The 16,091-nt window shown below is 60.3% G+C and carries 12 protein-coding genes; 5 read left to right on the plus strand and 7 right to left on the minus strand.

Annotated elements, in window-relative coordinates; translation table 11 throughout:
• Positions 1 to 18 precede the first annotated feature (18 nt).
• Positions 19 to 813: an SDR family NAD(P)-dependent oxidoreductase gene (locus IEV53_RS11220; protein WP_188427094.1), complete on the minus strand. Its 795-nt coding sequence runs from the start codon at positions 811 to 813 to the stop codon at positions 19 to 21.
• A gap of 163 nt (positions 814 to 976) precedes the next feature.
• The gene (mfd, locus tag IEV53_RS11225) at positions 977 to 4,432 is read right to left on the minus strand and encodes a transcription-repair coupling factor (protein ID WP_188426884.1); all 3,456 of its coding nucleotides are present in this window, start codon (positions 4,430 to 4,432) and stop codon (positions 977 to 979) included.
• A 127-nt stretch (positions 4,433 to 4,559) separates the two neighbouring features.
• Here mfd and recG point away from each other — a divergent pair, with 127 nt between their 5' ends.
• Both recG and IEV53_RS11235 read left to right on the plus strand, forming a co-directional pair.
• Positions 4,560 to 6,650, plus strand: a complete 2,091-nt coding sequence (gene recG / locus IEV53_RS11230; protein WP_188426885.1) for an ATP-dependent DNA helicase RecG — start codon at positions 4,560 to 4,562, stop codon at positions 6,648 to 6,650.
• 141 nt (positions 6,651 to 6,791) lie between these two features.
• The gene (locus IEV53_RS11235) at positions 6,792 to 8,393 is read left to right on the plus strand and encodes a putative bifunctional diguanylate cyclase/phosphodiesterase (protein WP_188426886.1); all 1,602 of its coding nucleotides are present in this window, start codon (positions 6,792 to 6,794) and stop codon (positions 8,391 to 8,393) included.
• A 104-nt stretch (positions 8,394 to 8,497) separates the two neighbouring features.
• Here IEV53_RS11235 and IEV53_RS11240 read toward each other — a convergent pair whose 3' ends face one another.
• Complete coding sequence (locus IEV53_RS11240) at positions 8,498 to 9,532, minus strand: lipid A deacylase LpxR family protein (RefSeq protein WP_371869869.1); 1,035 nt, start codon at positions 9,530 to 9,532, stop codon at positions 8,498 to 8,500.
• A gap of 299 nt (positions 9,533 to 9,831) precedes the next feature.
• Between IEV53_RS11240 and IEV53_RS14925 the strand changes: the two genes are divergently transcribed.
• Complete coding sequence (locus IEV53_RS14925) at positions 9,832 to 10,509, plus strand: cold-shock protein (RefSeq protein WP_304500613.1); 678 nt, start codon at positions 9,832 to 9,834, stop codon at positions 10,507 to 10,509.
• 244 nt (positions 10,510 to 10,753) lie between these two features.
• Here the strand turns inward: IEV53_RS14925 and smpB are convergent, their stop codons facing one another.
• The 4 genes from smpB to IEV53_RS11265 form a co-directional block, all read right to left on the minus strand.
• A complete protein-coding gene (smpB, locus tag IEV53_RS11250) occupies positions 10,754 to 11,248 on the minus strand; it encodes an SsrA-binding protein SmpB (protein ID WP_188427095.1) in 495 nt (164 codons plus the stop codon).
• On the minus strand, positions 11,249 to 12,145 hold the full coding sequence (dapA, locus tag IEV53_RS11255) for a 4-hydroxy-tetrahydrodipicolinate synthase (protein ID WP_188426889.1): 897 nt from the start codon (positions 12,143 to 12,145) through the stop codon (positions 11,249 to 11,251).
• A gap of 85 nt (positions 12,146 to 12,230) precedes the next feature.
• Positions 12,231 to 13,070, minus strand: a complete 840-nt coding sequence (locus IEV53_RS11260; protein WP_188426890.1) for a prephenate dehydratase — start codon at positions 13,068 to 13,070, stop codon at positions 12,231 to 12,233.
• On the minus strand, positions 13,067 to 13,798 hold the full coding sequence (locus IEV53_RS11265) for a 3-deoxy-manno-octulosonate cytidylyltransferase (RefSeq protein ID WP_188427096.1): 732 nt from the start codon (positions 13,796 to 13,798) through the stop codon (positions 13,067 to 13,069). Before IEV53_RS11265 ends, IEV53_RS11260 begins: the two co-directional genes overlap by 4 nt.
• Before the next feature lie 127 nt (positions 13,799 to 13,925).
• Here IEV53_RS11265 and IEV53_RS11270 point away from each other — a divergent pair, with 127 nt between their 5' ends.
• Both IEV53_RS11270 and serA read left to right on the plus strand, forming a co-directional pair.
• Complete coding sequence (locus tag IEV53_RS11270) at positions 13,926 to 14,726, plus strand: inositol monophosphatase family protein (protein WP_188426891.1); 801 nt, start codon at positions 13,926 to 13,928, stop codon at positions 14,724 to 14,726.
• Between the two features lie 55 nt (positions 14,727 to 14,781).
• A complete protein-coding gene (serA, locus tag IEV53_RS11275; protein ID WP_188426892.1) occupies positions 14,782 to 16,032 on the plus strand; it encodes a phosphoglycerate dehydrogenase in 1,251 nt (416 codons plus the stop codon).
• Positions 16,033 to 16,091 lie beyond the last annotated feature (59 nt).

The following is a 16,091-nucleotide window of genomic DNA, read 5'->3' on the forward strand; positions in this document are numbered from 1 at the left end:
CCTGATCGACCGCGCCGCTCAGCCCGGATGACGAAGCAGGCCACCCTCAACGCGCAAGGCCGCGCCTGACGTGGCCGAGGCGAGCGGTGAACAGACATAAGCAACCATATTTGCCACCTCTTCCGGCTCTTCCAGCCTTTGCAGCAACGACGTCGGGCGATTATCTTTCAGGAAGCTTGCCTCGGTTTCCTCTGATGTTCGGCCTGTCTTTTCCGCCGCTTTCTGTATCATCGTCATCACGCCCTCGGTGCGGGTCGGCCCCGGGAGCACGCTGTTTACCGTCACGCCGCTACCGGCCACGCTCTCGGCAAGACCGCGCGCAATCGCGATCTGTGCGGCTTTGCTGAATCCGTAATGGATCATCTCGGCCGGAATATTCAGTCCTGACTCACTTGAGATGAAGACGATACGCCCGCGCTTCCTTTCCACCATGCCCGGCAGATAGGCACGCGACAGACGAACACCACTCATCACGTTGATGTCGAAAAAACGCTGCCAGTCCTCGTCGGAAATCTCGGCAAAGGGCGTCTCTTCAAAAATGCCGAGATTATTGACCAGGATATCCAGTTCGGGATGGGTGTCCTGCAGCTTCGCGATGATCTCAGGCTGCGCCACATCCCCTGCAAAGCCTGTCACCTGCGCCTTGGGCAGCTTTTTGCGTACAGCCTCGATTGCAGAACGCGTCCGCTCTTCACCGCGCCCGTTGACGATTACATGGGCGCCCGCCTGAGCCAGACGCTCGGCAATCGCCAGACCGATCCCGCCGGTCGAGCCGGTGACAAGAGCCTTCTGGCCTGAAAGATCGAGTGTCAGCATAAGTCTCTCCATTCATTCGATATCAATCGAACAAATGGAGAGGGGATAAGTTGCGTCTATCGGTCCCTGCCCCGGCTTCCGCCAAGGGGCAACTCAGCCTTGAATCCCGACCTCCGGGAAAAGGAAGCAAAGACACGGGGCGCCCCTTATTCCTCGCGACTCAGCTATCCGCCTTCTCCGCCAGTTTCTTCAGGGCGCGCATGACCTTGCGCGCCATGGTAATGCGCTGGGCGTTGGTCATTTCACGCACCACAGCGAGTTTCTGGTCAGGGCGCAGTTTCACCCCCTGATCCTTGTGGCGCTCAACCCATTTGAGAAGCCCCATAGGATTGCGGAACTTGCGGTTACGGAACTGAATGACCATTCCTTTCGGCCCAGCCTCCAGACGGTCGACCCCGGCCGCGCTGCAGAGCCGCTTGATGATCACGACATCGAGCAGGTTTTCGACTTCCTGCGGCAAGGAGCCGAAGCGATCGACCATCTCGGCGCGCATGGCATCGAGTTCAGCCTCCCCCTCGAGCCCTGCAATACGCCTGTAAAGGCCCAGACGCACCGGCAGATCGCGGACATAGGTCTCGGGAATCAGGACCGGCAGCCCGAGAATGATATTGGGTGTCCAATCCTTGTCTTCCGCACGCTTCTGGTCGCGCTGCAGACGCATGGTGGTAACGGCATCCTCGAGCATCTGCTGATAGAGCTCGATACCGACCTCCTTGATATGACCGGATTGCTCGTCACCGAGCAGGTTACCCGCACCACGCAGATCGAGATCGTGCGATGCAAGCGTAAAGCCGGCGCCCAGCGTATCGAGGGTCTGCATGATCTCGAGCCGCTTTTCGGAAGCGACAGACAGACGATGGCTCTGGGGCCAGGTCAGATAGGCATAGCCACGCTGCTTGCCTCGCCCGACACGGCCGCGAAGCTGATAGAGCTGGCCGAGACCGAACATATCGGCGCGATGGATGATGAGCGTATTCACCGCAGGCATATCGAGCCCGCTTTCGACGATATTGGTCGAGAGCAGAACATCGTAGCGCCCGTCGGAGAACTCGGTCATGACTCGTTCGAGTTCGGCGGGGGTGAGACGCCCATGGGCCTGGACGGTCTTGGCGTCAGGCACAATGTCACGCAGGCGCTCGGCCATACGATCCATGTCCTCGATACGAGGTACGACGCAGAAGACCTGCCCGCCACGAAAACGCTCGCGCTGGATGGCCTCACGTATCATCACGCTATCGAATGGCGTGATGAAGGTGCGCACAGCCAGCCTGTCGGTGGGCGGTGTCGCGATCAGACTCATCTCGCGCACCCCGCTCAGGGAGAGCTGAAGCGTGCGGGGAAGCGGCGTGGCTGACAGCGTCAGCACATGCACATCTTCACGCAGCGATTTGAGACGCTCCTTATGGGCAACACCGAAATGCTGCTCTTCGTCGATGATCAGCAGGCCAAGATTGCCGAAGGCGACCGATTTGGCGATCAGCGCATGGGTACCGACCACAATATCGACTTCCCCCGCCTCCAGGGCGCGACGGGTCTCGGCGGCCTCTTTTGCCGTTACCAGACGCGACAGTTGGGCAACACGAACAGGGAAGCCCTCGAACCGCGTCGAGAAGCTACGGAAATGCTGACGCGCCAGAAGGGTGGTCGGCACAACCACCGCCACCTGAACGCCTGAAAGCGCCGCGACAAAGGCGGCGCGAAGCGCCACTTCGGTCTTGCCGAACCCGACATCACCGCAGACCAGGCGATCCATCGGACGGCCAGAGGTGAGATCTTCGAGCACATCCGCAATGGCGCGCGACTGGTCCTCTGTTTCGACAAAAGGAAAGCGCGCGCAGAATTCGTCCCATAATCCTTCGGCCGGGATCAGCGATGGCGCCTCTTTCATGGCACGACCGGCGGCTGTGCGAATCAGCTCACCCGCCATGTCGCGGATGCGCTCCTTCATCTTGGCCTTGCGCGCCTGCCAGGCCTGACCACCCAGCTTGTCGAGCGCAACACCCCCCTGATCGGAGCCGAAGCGACTCAGCAACTCGATGTTTTCAACCGGCAGGAACAGCTTCTGCGCGCCGTCATAAAGCAGTCTCAGACAATCATGAGGCGCCACGCCATCGCTGACCGTCTCGAGCCCCTCGTAACGACCGATGCCGTAATCGGCGTGAACAACCAGATCACCCTCGGCAATTTCAGACGCTTCGGTGATGAACTGCTCGGCGCGGCGCTTGCGACGGGGCGGACGGGCGATGCGTTCGCCCAGCAGATCCTGCTCCGAGATAAACGCCATGCGGTCGCCCACAAAGCCTCGCTCGAGCCCGAGCACAACAAGCCCCACGATGCCGGGCGCGATACCGGCAGCCGACGCCCAGCTGTCATGCAATTCGACGGTGAAGCGATGCTCCCTCAGCAAGGAGGCGATTCGCTCGCGCGAACCTTTGGTCCAGGCCGTCACGTAGCATCGCCGCCCGGCCTTTTCCCACGCCTCAATCTGGGTGCGGAATGCCTCGAAAGCCCCCTCGCGCGTGCCATCCTTGCCCCGCACGAAAATCGGGCCAGGGCGCCCTCCGGCATCCAGCCCCTCAGTCGCGTCGGGTTTCGCGAAAGGATTGAGCGCGATGCAGGGCACACGGGCCAGCATCGCGTCCCAGCCGGTTCGGTTGAGATAGAGCAGATGAGATGGCAGGGCGCGATAAATGGCCTCGCCCTCGCGTGCCGGCGCTTTTCTGGCCTCGAAGTGATCAGCGATCATTTCGAGCCGCGCCTTGAGAATATCAGGCACCTGATGATCGATACTGACCGATGCCTCGGGCAGATAATCGATCAGCGTGTCCATATGCTCGTGAAAGAGCGGAATATAGTGCTCCAGTCCGGGGAAGCGACGCCCCTCGCTGACATGCTCGTAAACGACATCGGAAGCAGAGGACGGACCGAACAGATCGCGCCAGGACGAGCGAAAACGGCTGATAGCATCGGGGCTCAGCGCATATTCCGACACGGGGCGCAGTTTGAACGCGTCGAGCGTCTCTGTCGAACGCTGGCTGGCAACGTCGAAACGGCGGATATTATCCACCTCATCGCCAAACAGATCGAGACGGATCGGCTCGCTCGCCCCTGCCGGGAAAAGGTCGAAAATACCGCCTCGCGTGGCGAACTCGCCGGCCTCCATGACTGTATCGGTGCGCGTGTAGCCGCTTGCGATCAGCAATTCGATGAGCATCGCCTGATCGAGCGCTTCGCCTTTTTTCACCGCAATGGCCTGATTGCGGAAGGCGTCGCAGGGTGGCACGCGCTGCACCAGCGCGTGGACCGTCGTCAAGACGATGCGACGCGTCTTTCCCGCCGGTTCGAGCAGGCGCGTCAATGTGGCGGCGCGCTCTGCCGTTATGGCCGGATTGGGTGAGACGCGGTCATAGGGCAGGCAATCCCAGGCAGGGAAGCGCAGCACGGTTACATCCGGCTCAACATAGGCCAGCATATCGGCAAGGGCCGCCACGGCGGCGTCATCACGAGCGACATGAACAAGCGGCCCATCATGTTCGCCCAGGCGGCGACGCAGGAGGAACGCGGTATAGGCTTCCGGCACGCCCCAGAGGATCGGCCAGTTGGGGGTATCGGTCATTCAGAAATCCAAAGCACGCGCACCACGATGCAGGCAGACTGCCAGACGATGGTTTCGTTTTGTTCCATGACAGTTCTATCCTATAGCCTGTGCGTTTCCTGCTGTCAGCCCATGTTCCGCGAAGGCCATGCACCCAGAGTCGTCAAGCATTTCGCCCCTGCTCGCCCCGCTGGCCACATTGCCCGGCATCGGCCCTCGTTACGCCGATCTGCTACGCAAGGTTGCCTGCGGCCCGCGTATCATCGACCTCCTTTTCACCCTTCCGACAAGCTATACCGACCGAAGAACCGTACTGACCCTGCGCGAGGCCCGCGAGCAGCTGATGCCCGGCGCCACGCTTACCGCAAGGCTGCGCGTGCTCGATATCGCGACACCCTCGCGCCCGCGGCAGCCTTTCCGTATTCGCGCCTGTGATGACACGGATGAAATCGAGATCCTGTTCTTTCATCAGTCATTCGTCCGGTCCGTCGCGGTGGGCGACGAACTTGCTGTCTCCGGGCGGCTCGAACGCTATGGCCTCTCCCTCACCATGCCCCATCCCGACTACATGCTGGGCTGGGCGCGCCGCGAGACGATCCCGCCTATCGACCCGGTCTGGCCGCTCACCGCGGGTCTTTTCCCCTCGGTCATGAGACGGGCAGTACACAAGGCGCTCGATCTGATGCCGCCTTTGCCCGAATGGATCGCTGCCGACCGCCTCGCACGCCATGACTGGCCGGGTTTTACCCAGGCGCTGGAGACGCTGCACCGGCCCTCAACCGATGGAGATCAGAACTGGTCGAGCCTTGCCCTGCCGGCACGCGAGCGACTGGCCTATGACGAGTGCCTCGCCGATCAGCTCTCCATCGCCATGGCGCGGCGCGAAGCGCGCGCCCAGACAGGTCGCGTCATTCGTGGTGATGATAGCCTGCGCGCCGAAACCCTGACCCGCTTCGGGCATCGACCGACGGGCGCCCAGATCAGGGCGCTGGCAGAAATCGACGCTGATCTCGCAGCCCCTGCACCGATGATGCGTCTGCTTCAGGGAGATGTGGGTGCAGGCAAGACACTGGTTGCGCTTCTTGCCATGCTGCGCGCGGTCGAATCAGGCGCTCAGGCAGCCCTGATGGCGCCAACCGAAATCCTTGCAAGCCAGCATTTTGAGACGCTCTCTCGCCTGACAAGCGTCTCTTGCGTCTATCTTTCCGGCAGTGTGAAAGGCAAGGCACGTCGATTGGCGCTTGACGCCATAGCAGACGGGTCGGCGAGGATCGTAATCGGCACCCATGCCCTGTTTCAGGAAAAAGTGGTATTTCAGGATCTCGCTCTGGCCGTTATTGACGAGCAGCATCGCTTCGGCGTGCAACAGAGATCAATGCTGGGTGCCAAGGGTGAGCAGACCGATATTCTGGTCATGACCGCGACCCCCATACCCCGAACCTTGCTCCTGACCCAATGGGGCGATCTGAGCGTCAGCCGGCTCGACGAAAAACCGCCCGGGCGGAAACCGATCCAGACTTCGCTGCACCCGCTTTCAACGCTCGATGAGGTGATCGGCGGCATCACGCGGATCCTGAATCGCGGAGCCCAGATCTTCTGGGTCTGCCCCCTTGTTGAGGAAAGCGAGGTCCTTGATGTGGCGGCGGCCGAAGCGCGCTGGGGCGATCTCTCGCTCCGCCTTTCCGTGCCCGTCGGCCTTGCCCATGGCAGGCAGGAAATTGCCCAGAGGCAGGCAGAGCTGGACCGGTTCCGACAGGGCGAGACGCGGCTTCTGGTCGCCACCACGGTCATTGAGGTCGGGGTCGATATCCCCAATGCATCGGTGATGGTTATCGAACATGCCGAGCGTTTCGGCCTCGCCCAGCTTCACCAGCTACGTGGCCGCGTAGGTCGTGGGGCCGCGACATCGTACTGTCTGCTGATCTATGACGATGCGACCGGCGCAACGGGAAAGGAGCGCCTCGCCCTGCTGCGCGAGACCGAAGACGGATTTGTGATTGCCGAAAGGGATTTCAGACTGCGTGGCGGCGGTGACATGGCCGGAAATCGTCAGTCCGGCCTGCCCTTTTTTCGTCTAACCGAAGGAGTAGATGCTGAGTCTCTACTGCATGAAGCGCATCGCGACGCAGTTATTATTTCAGAAAAAACCGCAACAATGAACGAAATTGCGAAAGAATTTCAAATGCAACTCAAAATATTTGACCGAGATGACATGAAACGTATCAATCGTTCGGGATAAGCCCATGAATACCAAAGGATTTTATACTTATTTAAATCTTTGAAATAATGTGCCATATGGCCTTTTGACTAAAGATTGTGCATACTTGCCCAAACCTGCGTTGTCTTACATAAGCGGGTTTCCCCGTGAGAGAGATGCGTTATGTCACTGAATAAACAGCTTTTGCCGCAAACAGCGATACTCGAAATCGCGCGCCGGCTGTTGAGTGCCTCGGCGATCTGCATCTGCGGCTATGACAGTGAGGACGACCTCATAGAGATCGCCAGTGACTGGGACCAGAAAAAAAAGATCACGCCGGCCTGCGTCAAAACCGTCTGCGCCAGCCCTGATCAGCTTTATCTGAACAAGACCGAAAGCGGTTACGAACTCGGCCTCGCACTCGACACGGACCTCACGCTCCTCGCTCACATCCCCCTCAGTGTCGAAGAATCCGAGCTGCGTGAACTTGCTCCCTATCTGGCAGTCTGTGCCCGGACGATCCTGCGCAACCAGACCTTGCAGACGCGGCGCCCCGATCTGCCCGACCGAAGCCTCTGCGCTGCGCATATCGAACAGCTGATCGCCACCACCACGAGCGAATCCCGCAAGAGCAGTTTTGCGGTCATGGCGATCGACCTCGACCATCTGAACACGCTCAATCTGCGCTACGGATGGGAAACATCCAATCGCATCATTGACGAGGCTATTGGACGCGTTAAGGCAATCCTGCCCCAGCATGCTTTTCTGAGCTATGCTGGCGGCGGCAGTATTCTGGTCGTATCACCACCAGGGCTGTCTCTGGTGACGTCACGCACCCTCATCTCCTATATCCGACAGGCACTTGCTCCTTCCATCCGCGTCGAAGACAGCGAAATCCAGGCTTCGTTCTCGATCGGCTGGGCGCTTTTCCCTGAAGACGGCGCGAATGCGGCCTCTCTTCTTCAGGCAGTCGATGCCGCAATGGCGGAAGTTCGCCTTCATGGCGGCGCTCATGAAAGACGCGCAAGCTTGACCAGCATCGCTGCGCTGGTCGGCACATCCGGCCTCGAACGCGACCTGATCAACGCCAGTGAGCGCGGCGAGTTTTCGCTTAACTGGATGCCCATCATCGCATCAGGTACCCAGACCGTTGTTGCCCTGGAGGCTTTGCTGCGTTGGGAGCGGCCCGGCACGGGTCAGGTGCCCCCCGAAGTCTTCATACAATGCGCAGAAAACGGCGGGTTGATCGAAAAGCTCGATCAATGGAGTCTCGAAACGGCCTGCAAGACCGCCGTGTCATGGAGTCATCCGCTCCGTGTCTGCGTCAATATCTCTCCGACCTGGCTCGCCAAACGCCGCTTGTCGTCCATGGTCGAGACCGTTCTGCGTGAGACGGGCCTCGCCCCTGAACGGCTTCAGATCGAGCTTTCCGAAAAACGCTCTTTCGGACCCCGAGATATCGCCTATCAAGAACTCTCCCGCTTGCGCGCCCTGGGTGTGCATGTTGCGCTCGACGATTTTGGCGCTGGCTATTCCTCGCTTGAGCGACTGGCAAATTTTCCGGTCGACCAGATCAAGTTCGATCGTTCCTTCATGCAGCGTCTGAATGACGACCGCCGCGTGAATGAAGTGATGGGCCAGACCATCCAGATGGCCCGTCGCCTCGGCATTTCCTGCTGCGCAAAGGGCGTCGAAACCGAAAGGCAGATGGCCTTTCTCGACTCCTATGGCTGTGAAGAAGTCCAGGGCTATCTGCTTGGCATCCCCACCACCGATTATCTCTGACCGTCACGTCTGGCGCCCGCCAGGGCATAAAAAAAGCCATGACACCACGAGGTGCCATGGCCTTTTCTATGGGCCGGGCTGACCCGGCCGCATTTGCGCCCGGATCAGAACTTGACCGAGAGCTTGAGCGATCCATAATTGAACAGACCGGATTTGGCGGTCTTGAACTGGGCTGTCTGCCAGTTCTGGCTGTAGGATAGACGCACACCGTGCCACATGACGGCGAGACCGGCATGGATCATGCCAACATCCCAGGTCTTGCTGACATGCGGCGAGTTATCACGAAGCGTGTTGCCCTGCAGGGTCGAGTCATAGGCCACAGCCTGACCCTCAACCCCGCCATAGAGATACCAGGCAACCGGACGGGTTGCGACGAAAGCATCTGTTCCATCGAGGCCCGGCCCGATCGTTGCATTGCCAAAATCGCTGTCCAGCCCCTGTCCGATACGGAAGGTGCCAGCAGCGTCGGCATAGGTGCGATAATCGCCAGCAGCGCCGGAGATGGCGGGCAGCACATCGGCGCTGATACCGTACAGATTGACGACAGGCAGACGCCAGATGCGACCGGCCTGGATCTGGAAGATCGGCTGGTTCTGCAGCTGCGTGTGCCAGCCCCGGTTTTTCGTATCGCCAATCGCGCCATGAAAGCCGTTCTGAAGCTGACGGCCCAGACCCGCGGGCCCCATCACACCGAACTGGATGCCGGCGACGCTGCGCGAGAAATCGGTATCGTTGATGAAGTTGACCGTACCAAGCAGAAGACTGGAGTAAGGCCGATCGCCGGAAGCAGGCTGCGCAGCCTGCGTGTCGCGCGGCGTGTAGATAAGCTGCTGCACGCCAAGGCTGACACGCTGCACACCGTTGCCGAGCAGAAAGCGGTTCACATCAGCGAAAGGCTTGGGCAGGTTGTCTGTGCCCGACGTCCAGTTGAAGCGCAGACCAGAGGTGTAATACTGGTCCGACGTTCCCTTGAAGGTCGAGACAGCGTCATTCTCGCCCTGGAGAGTCCAGGTGCCGTAGGGGTCCTGCTTGGGTGTAGCTTGGGCCGCGGAAGCACCGGCCAGCACGAGACCAAGAGCCGAGAGCGATCCTGTCGTGACCTGCCTGGCTTTCGGCCAGCGCGACTTTGAACAGCGCAAATCCATCCCTTTCTGAAATAGTAAGTTACTACCTTATCTCATTCTACGTATCAGGAAACAGTGGCAGACAGGAACGAAAAGACGATCTGCTCATAAAAACGCGATATAAAGAAAATCGTGGTAATCGAGCCACGTTTTCCAGTGGCATAGTTTGAAAAAACCGTGTTAGGGTTCCCTCGAAACCCCTGTGGACATCGCCCGTTGCACTCACCTCGGCAGGCTCGTGCACAGCGTTTCGACTTACAACACTGGTGATTCTCACGACGATGGATCACCGCTCAGATCTCGGGATTAGACCGTTGAGAAGCAACCGTACCGACCGCAGCCCACGTTCCCCGCGCCGCGGCGGATTCGATGACGATTTTATGGCCCCCCCCTCCTTCGGCGGTGACCGTGGTGGGATGCAAAATCGTCGTCCCCCTTCGGGCGGCCCCCAGGTTCTGGCGTCAGGCCCGGAAGTAGGCGCCAGCGTCAAGTGGTTCAACAGCGAAAAGGGTTTCGGCTTTGTCGAACTCGCTGATGGATCGGGCGACGTTTTCCTCCATGCAAACGCGCTGTCCAGCGCTGGTCATTCCAGCGTCAATCCGGGCACCACGCTGAACGTCCGCATCGGCCAGGGCCCCAAGGGTCGACAGGTTGCTGAAGTTCTCACAGTTGACACCAGCACCGAAGAAGCGCCGCGCCCCCGCGCTGCCTTCAACCCGGCTGGTCCGCGCCCGTCCTTCGGCGGCGGTCGTCCGGCTCGTCCGGCACCTGATCTGTCGCAGGCTCAGGAGCTGCGCGGCATCGTCAAGTGGTACAACGCCACGAAGGGCTTCGGCTTCATCACGCCGGAAAACGGCGGCAAGGACATCTTCATTCACGCTTCCGCTCTGGAGCGTTCGGGCCTGTCGAGCCTTAATGAAGGCCAGGCTGTCGATGTGAAGGTCGTTCAGGGCCAGAAGGGTCCTGAGGCAGCTGACATCAACATCGCCTGATCGGCTTTGTCTTCCAGAAAAACCCGGCCTCAGTGCCGGGTTTTTTTTGTGCCTGTGATCTGCAACTTATAGTCAACGAACGACTGTTTCTTACTTCGGAACTACCAGGTTAACTCATCATGCAGGCAGTATAGAGTCGCAATCTGCGTACGAAAAAAGCCACACCGAAACCTGATGTGGCTTTTTACAAGACGCTGCCTGCTCATGACCCGCTTTGTGGCGACCTACGACGACAGAAGCTCCCTCAGTAATCCTTGCCCTTGCTTCGCAGAAGACGAGCCTTGTCACGCTGCCAGTCGCGCTCGGCAATAGCGTGACGTTTGTCTTCCTTCTTTCGCCCCTGACCCAGCCCCAATGTCAGCTTGGCAACGCCGCGCGCATTGAAGTGAATATCAAGCGGCACAAGCGAGGCCCCGGATCGTGAGACGGCACCGAGCAGATGATCGACCTGCTTCTTGTGCAACAGAAGCTTGCGCGGTGCGCGCGTATCGAAGCGCGACAGCACACCTCCCTGATACTCAGGGATATAGGAGTTCAGCAGCCAGATTTCGCCATTGCGCTCACCGGCATAGGCCTCGTTGATCGTCGCCCGCCCCATGCGCAGGCTCTTGACCTCCGGGCCCTTGAGGACGATCCCCGCTTCGACGGTTTCGAGAATGGTATAATTGAACCGGCCCTTTCTGTTCTGCGAGGCGATGCCATGCGAGATCAGACCGGATTTCTTCTTTTCAGCCACAATTCATCCTGACAGGCCCGTCTTCTTGAGGGCCTCTTCGATGACAGCGCAAGACGCGGCGCCGGGTTCACAAAGAGGCAGGCGAACGGTCGGTGTGCACAGACCGAGCTTCGAGGCCGCATACTTCACCGGGCCAGGATTGCTCTCGCAGAACATGGCGTCATGAAGCGGCGTCAGACGCTGCTGGATTTCCATTGCCCGCGCCACATCGCCTGCCTGCCAGGCTTCATGCATATCTGCGCAAAGCCGGGGGGCGATATTGGCGGTTACACTGATACAGCCCGCGCCACCTGCAGCGAGGAACGATACCGCCGTCCCGTCATCGCCGGTCAACAGGGTGAAAGGCTTGTCACCCAGAAGGTGGCGAAGCTGCAGCGGCCTAGAGAGATTGGCAGTTGCGTCCTTCGTGCCGACAATGTTCGGATGCTCTGCCAGACGGGCCATCGTTTCAGGCAGAACTTCAACAACAGAACGGCCGGGCACGTTATAGACGTAAAGCGGCAGATCGGTTGCATCGGCCACCAGCATGAAATGCTGATACAGCCCTTCCTGCGTCGGCTTGTTGTAATAGGGGGCGACAACCAGCAGGGCGTCGGCACCGACGGCTTTCGCATGGCGCGCCATGCCGATCGCCTCGTGGGTGCTGTTCGAGCCTGCACCAGCCATAACCGGCACGCGACCGCCGGATATTTTGACCGTATGCGCCACAACCAGGGCGTGCTCGTCATGGGTGAGCGTCGGGCTTTCGCCCGTCGTTCCGGCCGGAATAAGTCCAGACGTGCCCTGATCGATCTGCCAGTCGATGAAACGACCAAGTGCCGCGAGATCGACAGTGCCGTCGTCGCGGAAAGGCGTCAGCAGCGCGGTCAGAGACCCCTTGAAATCCTTGTTCCGTGCCATGAGCCCTCACCTGCCGCGTTAAACAAACCTGCTGCTAAATAGAACTCTAAACGGCGCTGTCAAATGGATATCGCCCTGACAGCCCCTATTCAGGATAGCGTGATGGGCTTGCCGGATAGACGCCGAGTATCGCGATATTCTCGCTGCATTCACGCAACACCGAGAGTGCCTGTTTCAACGAATCCTGTTCCGGATGCCCCTCGACATCCAACAGGAAGCCTGTCGCCGTCAGGGTGCCAGGGCTCATATAGCTTTCAAGACGGGTCATGTTCACCCCGTTCTCTGCAAAACCACCCAAGGCCTGATAAAGCGCGCCGGGGCGATTGAGCACACGAAAAACCAGTGTCGTCATGACACGCTCTGCCTCGGCGGAAGGCCATACCGCTTCACGCGCGACCAGATAGAAACGCGTGGTATTATGGGCCGCATCCTCGACATTGGCACGCAGAATCTCGAGGCCATTCAGTTCTGCTGCCAGTGAAGACGCAATCGCCCCGTCCTCGCGTGATTGCCACTGAACAACCATCTCCGCAGCGCCCGCCGTGTCAAAGGCCGAGCATGCCTCGACACCCAGCTCGCGAATCAGGTCGCGTATCTGCCCGAGAGCCACCGGATGGGTATGGATACGGCGCAGATCCTCGATACGCGTGCCTGGCAAACCGAGCAGGCAGTGCTCGACGCGCTGGAAATGCTCACCGATGATCGGTAACCCGGCCTCCGGCAGGAGAGCATGAATCTCCGGCACCCGCCCGGCCAGGGAATTCTCGCAGGCCAGCATGCCCAGCGTCGCCCGTCCTTCGCGCACAGCATCGATCGCAGCCTGAAAGCTGGGGCAAGGCAGGGTTTCCCAGCCAGGCCGCGCGGTGCGACAGGCCAGGTCGGAATAGGCGCCGGGGCGCCCCTGAAAAGCAATGATCTGGGTCATGAGCGCAGCGCCTGACGAACACGAATAAGGTCTTCAGGCGTATCCACGCCAAGCGGCGCCTCGTCAATTGCCACGCAGCCAATGCTCATACCGGCTTCAAGCGCGCGAAGTTGCTCCAGCGATTCCCGCTTCTCGAGCCCCGATGGTGGCAGGGAAACGAAACGAGCCAGAGCGTCGCGGCGCCAGGCATAGACGCCTACATGATGCCAGAGAGGCCCCGCTCCCCACGGAATGGCGCGACGCGAGAAGTAGAGCGCCCTTGCGATTGCTCGCCCTTCCCCGAAAGCACAGGCGGCTTTGACCACTGAATCGCGGGTAGCCTCTTCCTCGGTCTCGACGGCTGCCACAAGCGTACCGATATCGAAACCGCCCTGAGCCACGGGAAGCAGAGCGGAGGCTAGGCAGGACGGATCGATCAGTGGGAGGTCGCCCTGCAGATTGATCACGACATCATGATGCCGCTCAGGATCATGGCTTTGCAGGGCCGCGTGAACCCGGTCTGACCCGCTCGGCAGCTTCGGATCGGTCAACACGCCCTCGATGCCGTGACCGGCCAGAACATCGAGAATGGCCGCATCTCCGGAAGCCACGAGCACCGGGCCGATCCCGGCAGCCAGCGCACGAAGCGCCACCTGCAGGATCATGGGCTTGCCATCGATCTCGGCGAGAGGCTTGTTAGGCAGGCGCGTCGACGCCAGACGCGATGGGATGACGATGATCGGTTTCATGGGGTAGAAGCAGGCTTTCCGCTTGTCTTGTGAGGGCTGCAGCGCATGGCCAGACATGCCGCACCCCCCTTGATGCGTCAATCGTCCGCTCTGCACCCGCCCCTCCTGCCCCCCCCGGATTGCCGCCATGACTCTCGCCTCCGATCTTGCCGCCTGCCTCGATACCGCTGTTCTTTGCGCCGATCGCGCGCGGGCGGCTGTCACGCCTTATTTCCGGGCCGGGCTCACCGTCGATGACAAGAGCGATGAGAGCCCGGTCACCCGCGCCGATCGCGAAGCAGAAACCACCATGCGGGGGCTGATTGCCGAGCGTCACCCCGACCATGCGATACTGGGCGAGGAATTCGGCTTTTCGGGCGTGACGGGTGACTGGGTCTGGGTGCTCGACCCGATCGACGGCACAAGGGCCTTCATCACCGGCCGCCCGAGCTTCGCAACGCTCATCGCCCTGTTTTACAAAGGGCGGCCGGTTCTCGGCATTATCGACCAGCCCTTCACACAGGAGCGCTGGATCGGCGTCGATGGGGCAGAGACCCGTTTCGACTCCGCCACCATGCCGGGGCAGATCGGCGTACGGACCTGCGCGGGTCTTGCTGAGGCCGAACTCTCCTGCACCTCACCGGACATGCTCATCTCCCCCTATGACAACCGTTTTGCGGGGCTCAAGGCGGCTACAAGACGCACGAGCTGGGGCGGCGACGCCTATGGCTATGGCCTGCTCGCCCTCGGCCAGATCGATGTGATTGCCGAGTGCACCATGAAGCCCTGGGACTGGGGGGCGCTGGTCCCTGTAGTCACGGGCGCCGGTGGTGTCATGACAGACTGGCAGGGCGCCCCGCTCACACTGGAAAGTGACGGCACTGTTCTGGCCTGTGGCGACAAGACCCTGCTGCAGGACGCGGTTGCGCGCCTTCGCCCTTCCCCCTGACAGCACTATAGGTTAGCACCGCTCTTCGGATTTGCGCCGCTGACAGGAGCCAGACATGGAAGCCTCGTTTTCTCTCCCCAAAGACCGCATTCGCATTCTTCTTCTTGAAGGGATTCACGAGAGCGCCGCGCAGCATCTTGCTGCACAGGGATACAGGCAGGTCACCTGCCTCAAGACCGCGCTCGAGGGAGAGGCCCTGACCGAGGCCCTCAAGGGCGTGCATATGGTGGGTATACGCTCACGCACCCAACTTACCGCGCCGGTGATCGAGGCCGCTGACCGTCTCATGGCCATCGGCTGCTTCTGCATCGGGACCAATCAGGTTGATCTCAACGCGGCACGCATGGCAGGCATTCCGGTTTTCAACGCTCCTTTCAGCAACACACGCTCGGTCGCCGAACTCGTCATGGGCGAGATCGTCATGCTGTTGCGCCGCATTCCGTCACGCTCGGAACAGTGCCATGCAGGCGGCTGGGACAAATCGGCCATCAATGCCTGGGAAGTGCGCGGCAAGACGCTGGGCATTGTCGGCTATGGCTCGATCGGCTCGCAGCTTTCCGTTCTGGCTGAGGCTTTCGGTCTGCGCGTGATCTTCTACGATACGGTCGACAAACTGCCGCATGGCAATGCGACCCCGGTGGCAACCCTGCAGGAACTGCTCGCCCAGTCGGATATCGTAAGCCTGCACGTGCCGCAGACCGAACAGACCAAGGACATGATCGGCGAGGCCGAAATCCGCGCCATGAAGCCGAATTCGATCCTGCTGAACAATGCACGCGGCACAGTTGTCGATATCGACGCCCTTGCCGCCGCCCTGCGTGACGGCCATCTGATGGGTGCGGGCGTGGATGTGTTCCCCAAGGAACCCAAAGGTGCTGGCGAGAGCTTCGTCTCTCCCCTTCAGGGTCTGCCCAATGTCATCCTGACGCCGCATATCGGCGGCTCGACTATGGAAGCTCAGGAACGCATCGGCGTCGAGGTTGCCCGTCGCTTTGTCGAATACTCCGATGTCGGTTCGACGCTTGGTGCCGTCAACTTCCCGCCGGTGCAGCTGCCCGAGCGCCCGCGCGGCACGCGCTTCATGCATGTGCATGAAAACCGACCTGGCATCCTGCGCCAGATCAACGAGATCTTCTCGAGCGAGGAATGCAATATTGTCGCGCAATATCTGCAGACCGACGGCGAGGTCGGATATGTGGTGGTCGAAATCGATGCAAGCCCTGACAGCGAACTCGACACGCGTCTGCTCGCCCGACTGCGCGATCTCAAGGGCACGATGCGCGCCCGACTGATCTACCAGCGCTGAATAATTATTAATGAAATATTGACGCGGCATGCGTAATCGTTAGGAACAGAGAGATCTGT

Origin of the sequence: Asaia siamensis (assembly GCF_014635085.1) — a bacterium.
Classification (GTDB): domain Bacteria; phylum Pseudomonadota; class Alphaproteobacteria; order Acetobacterales; family Acetobacteraceae; genus Asaia; species Asaia siamensis.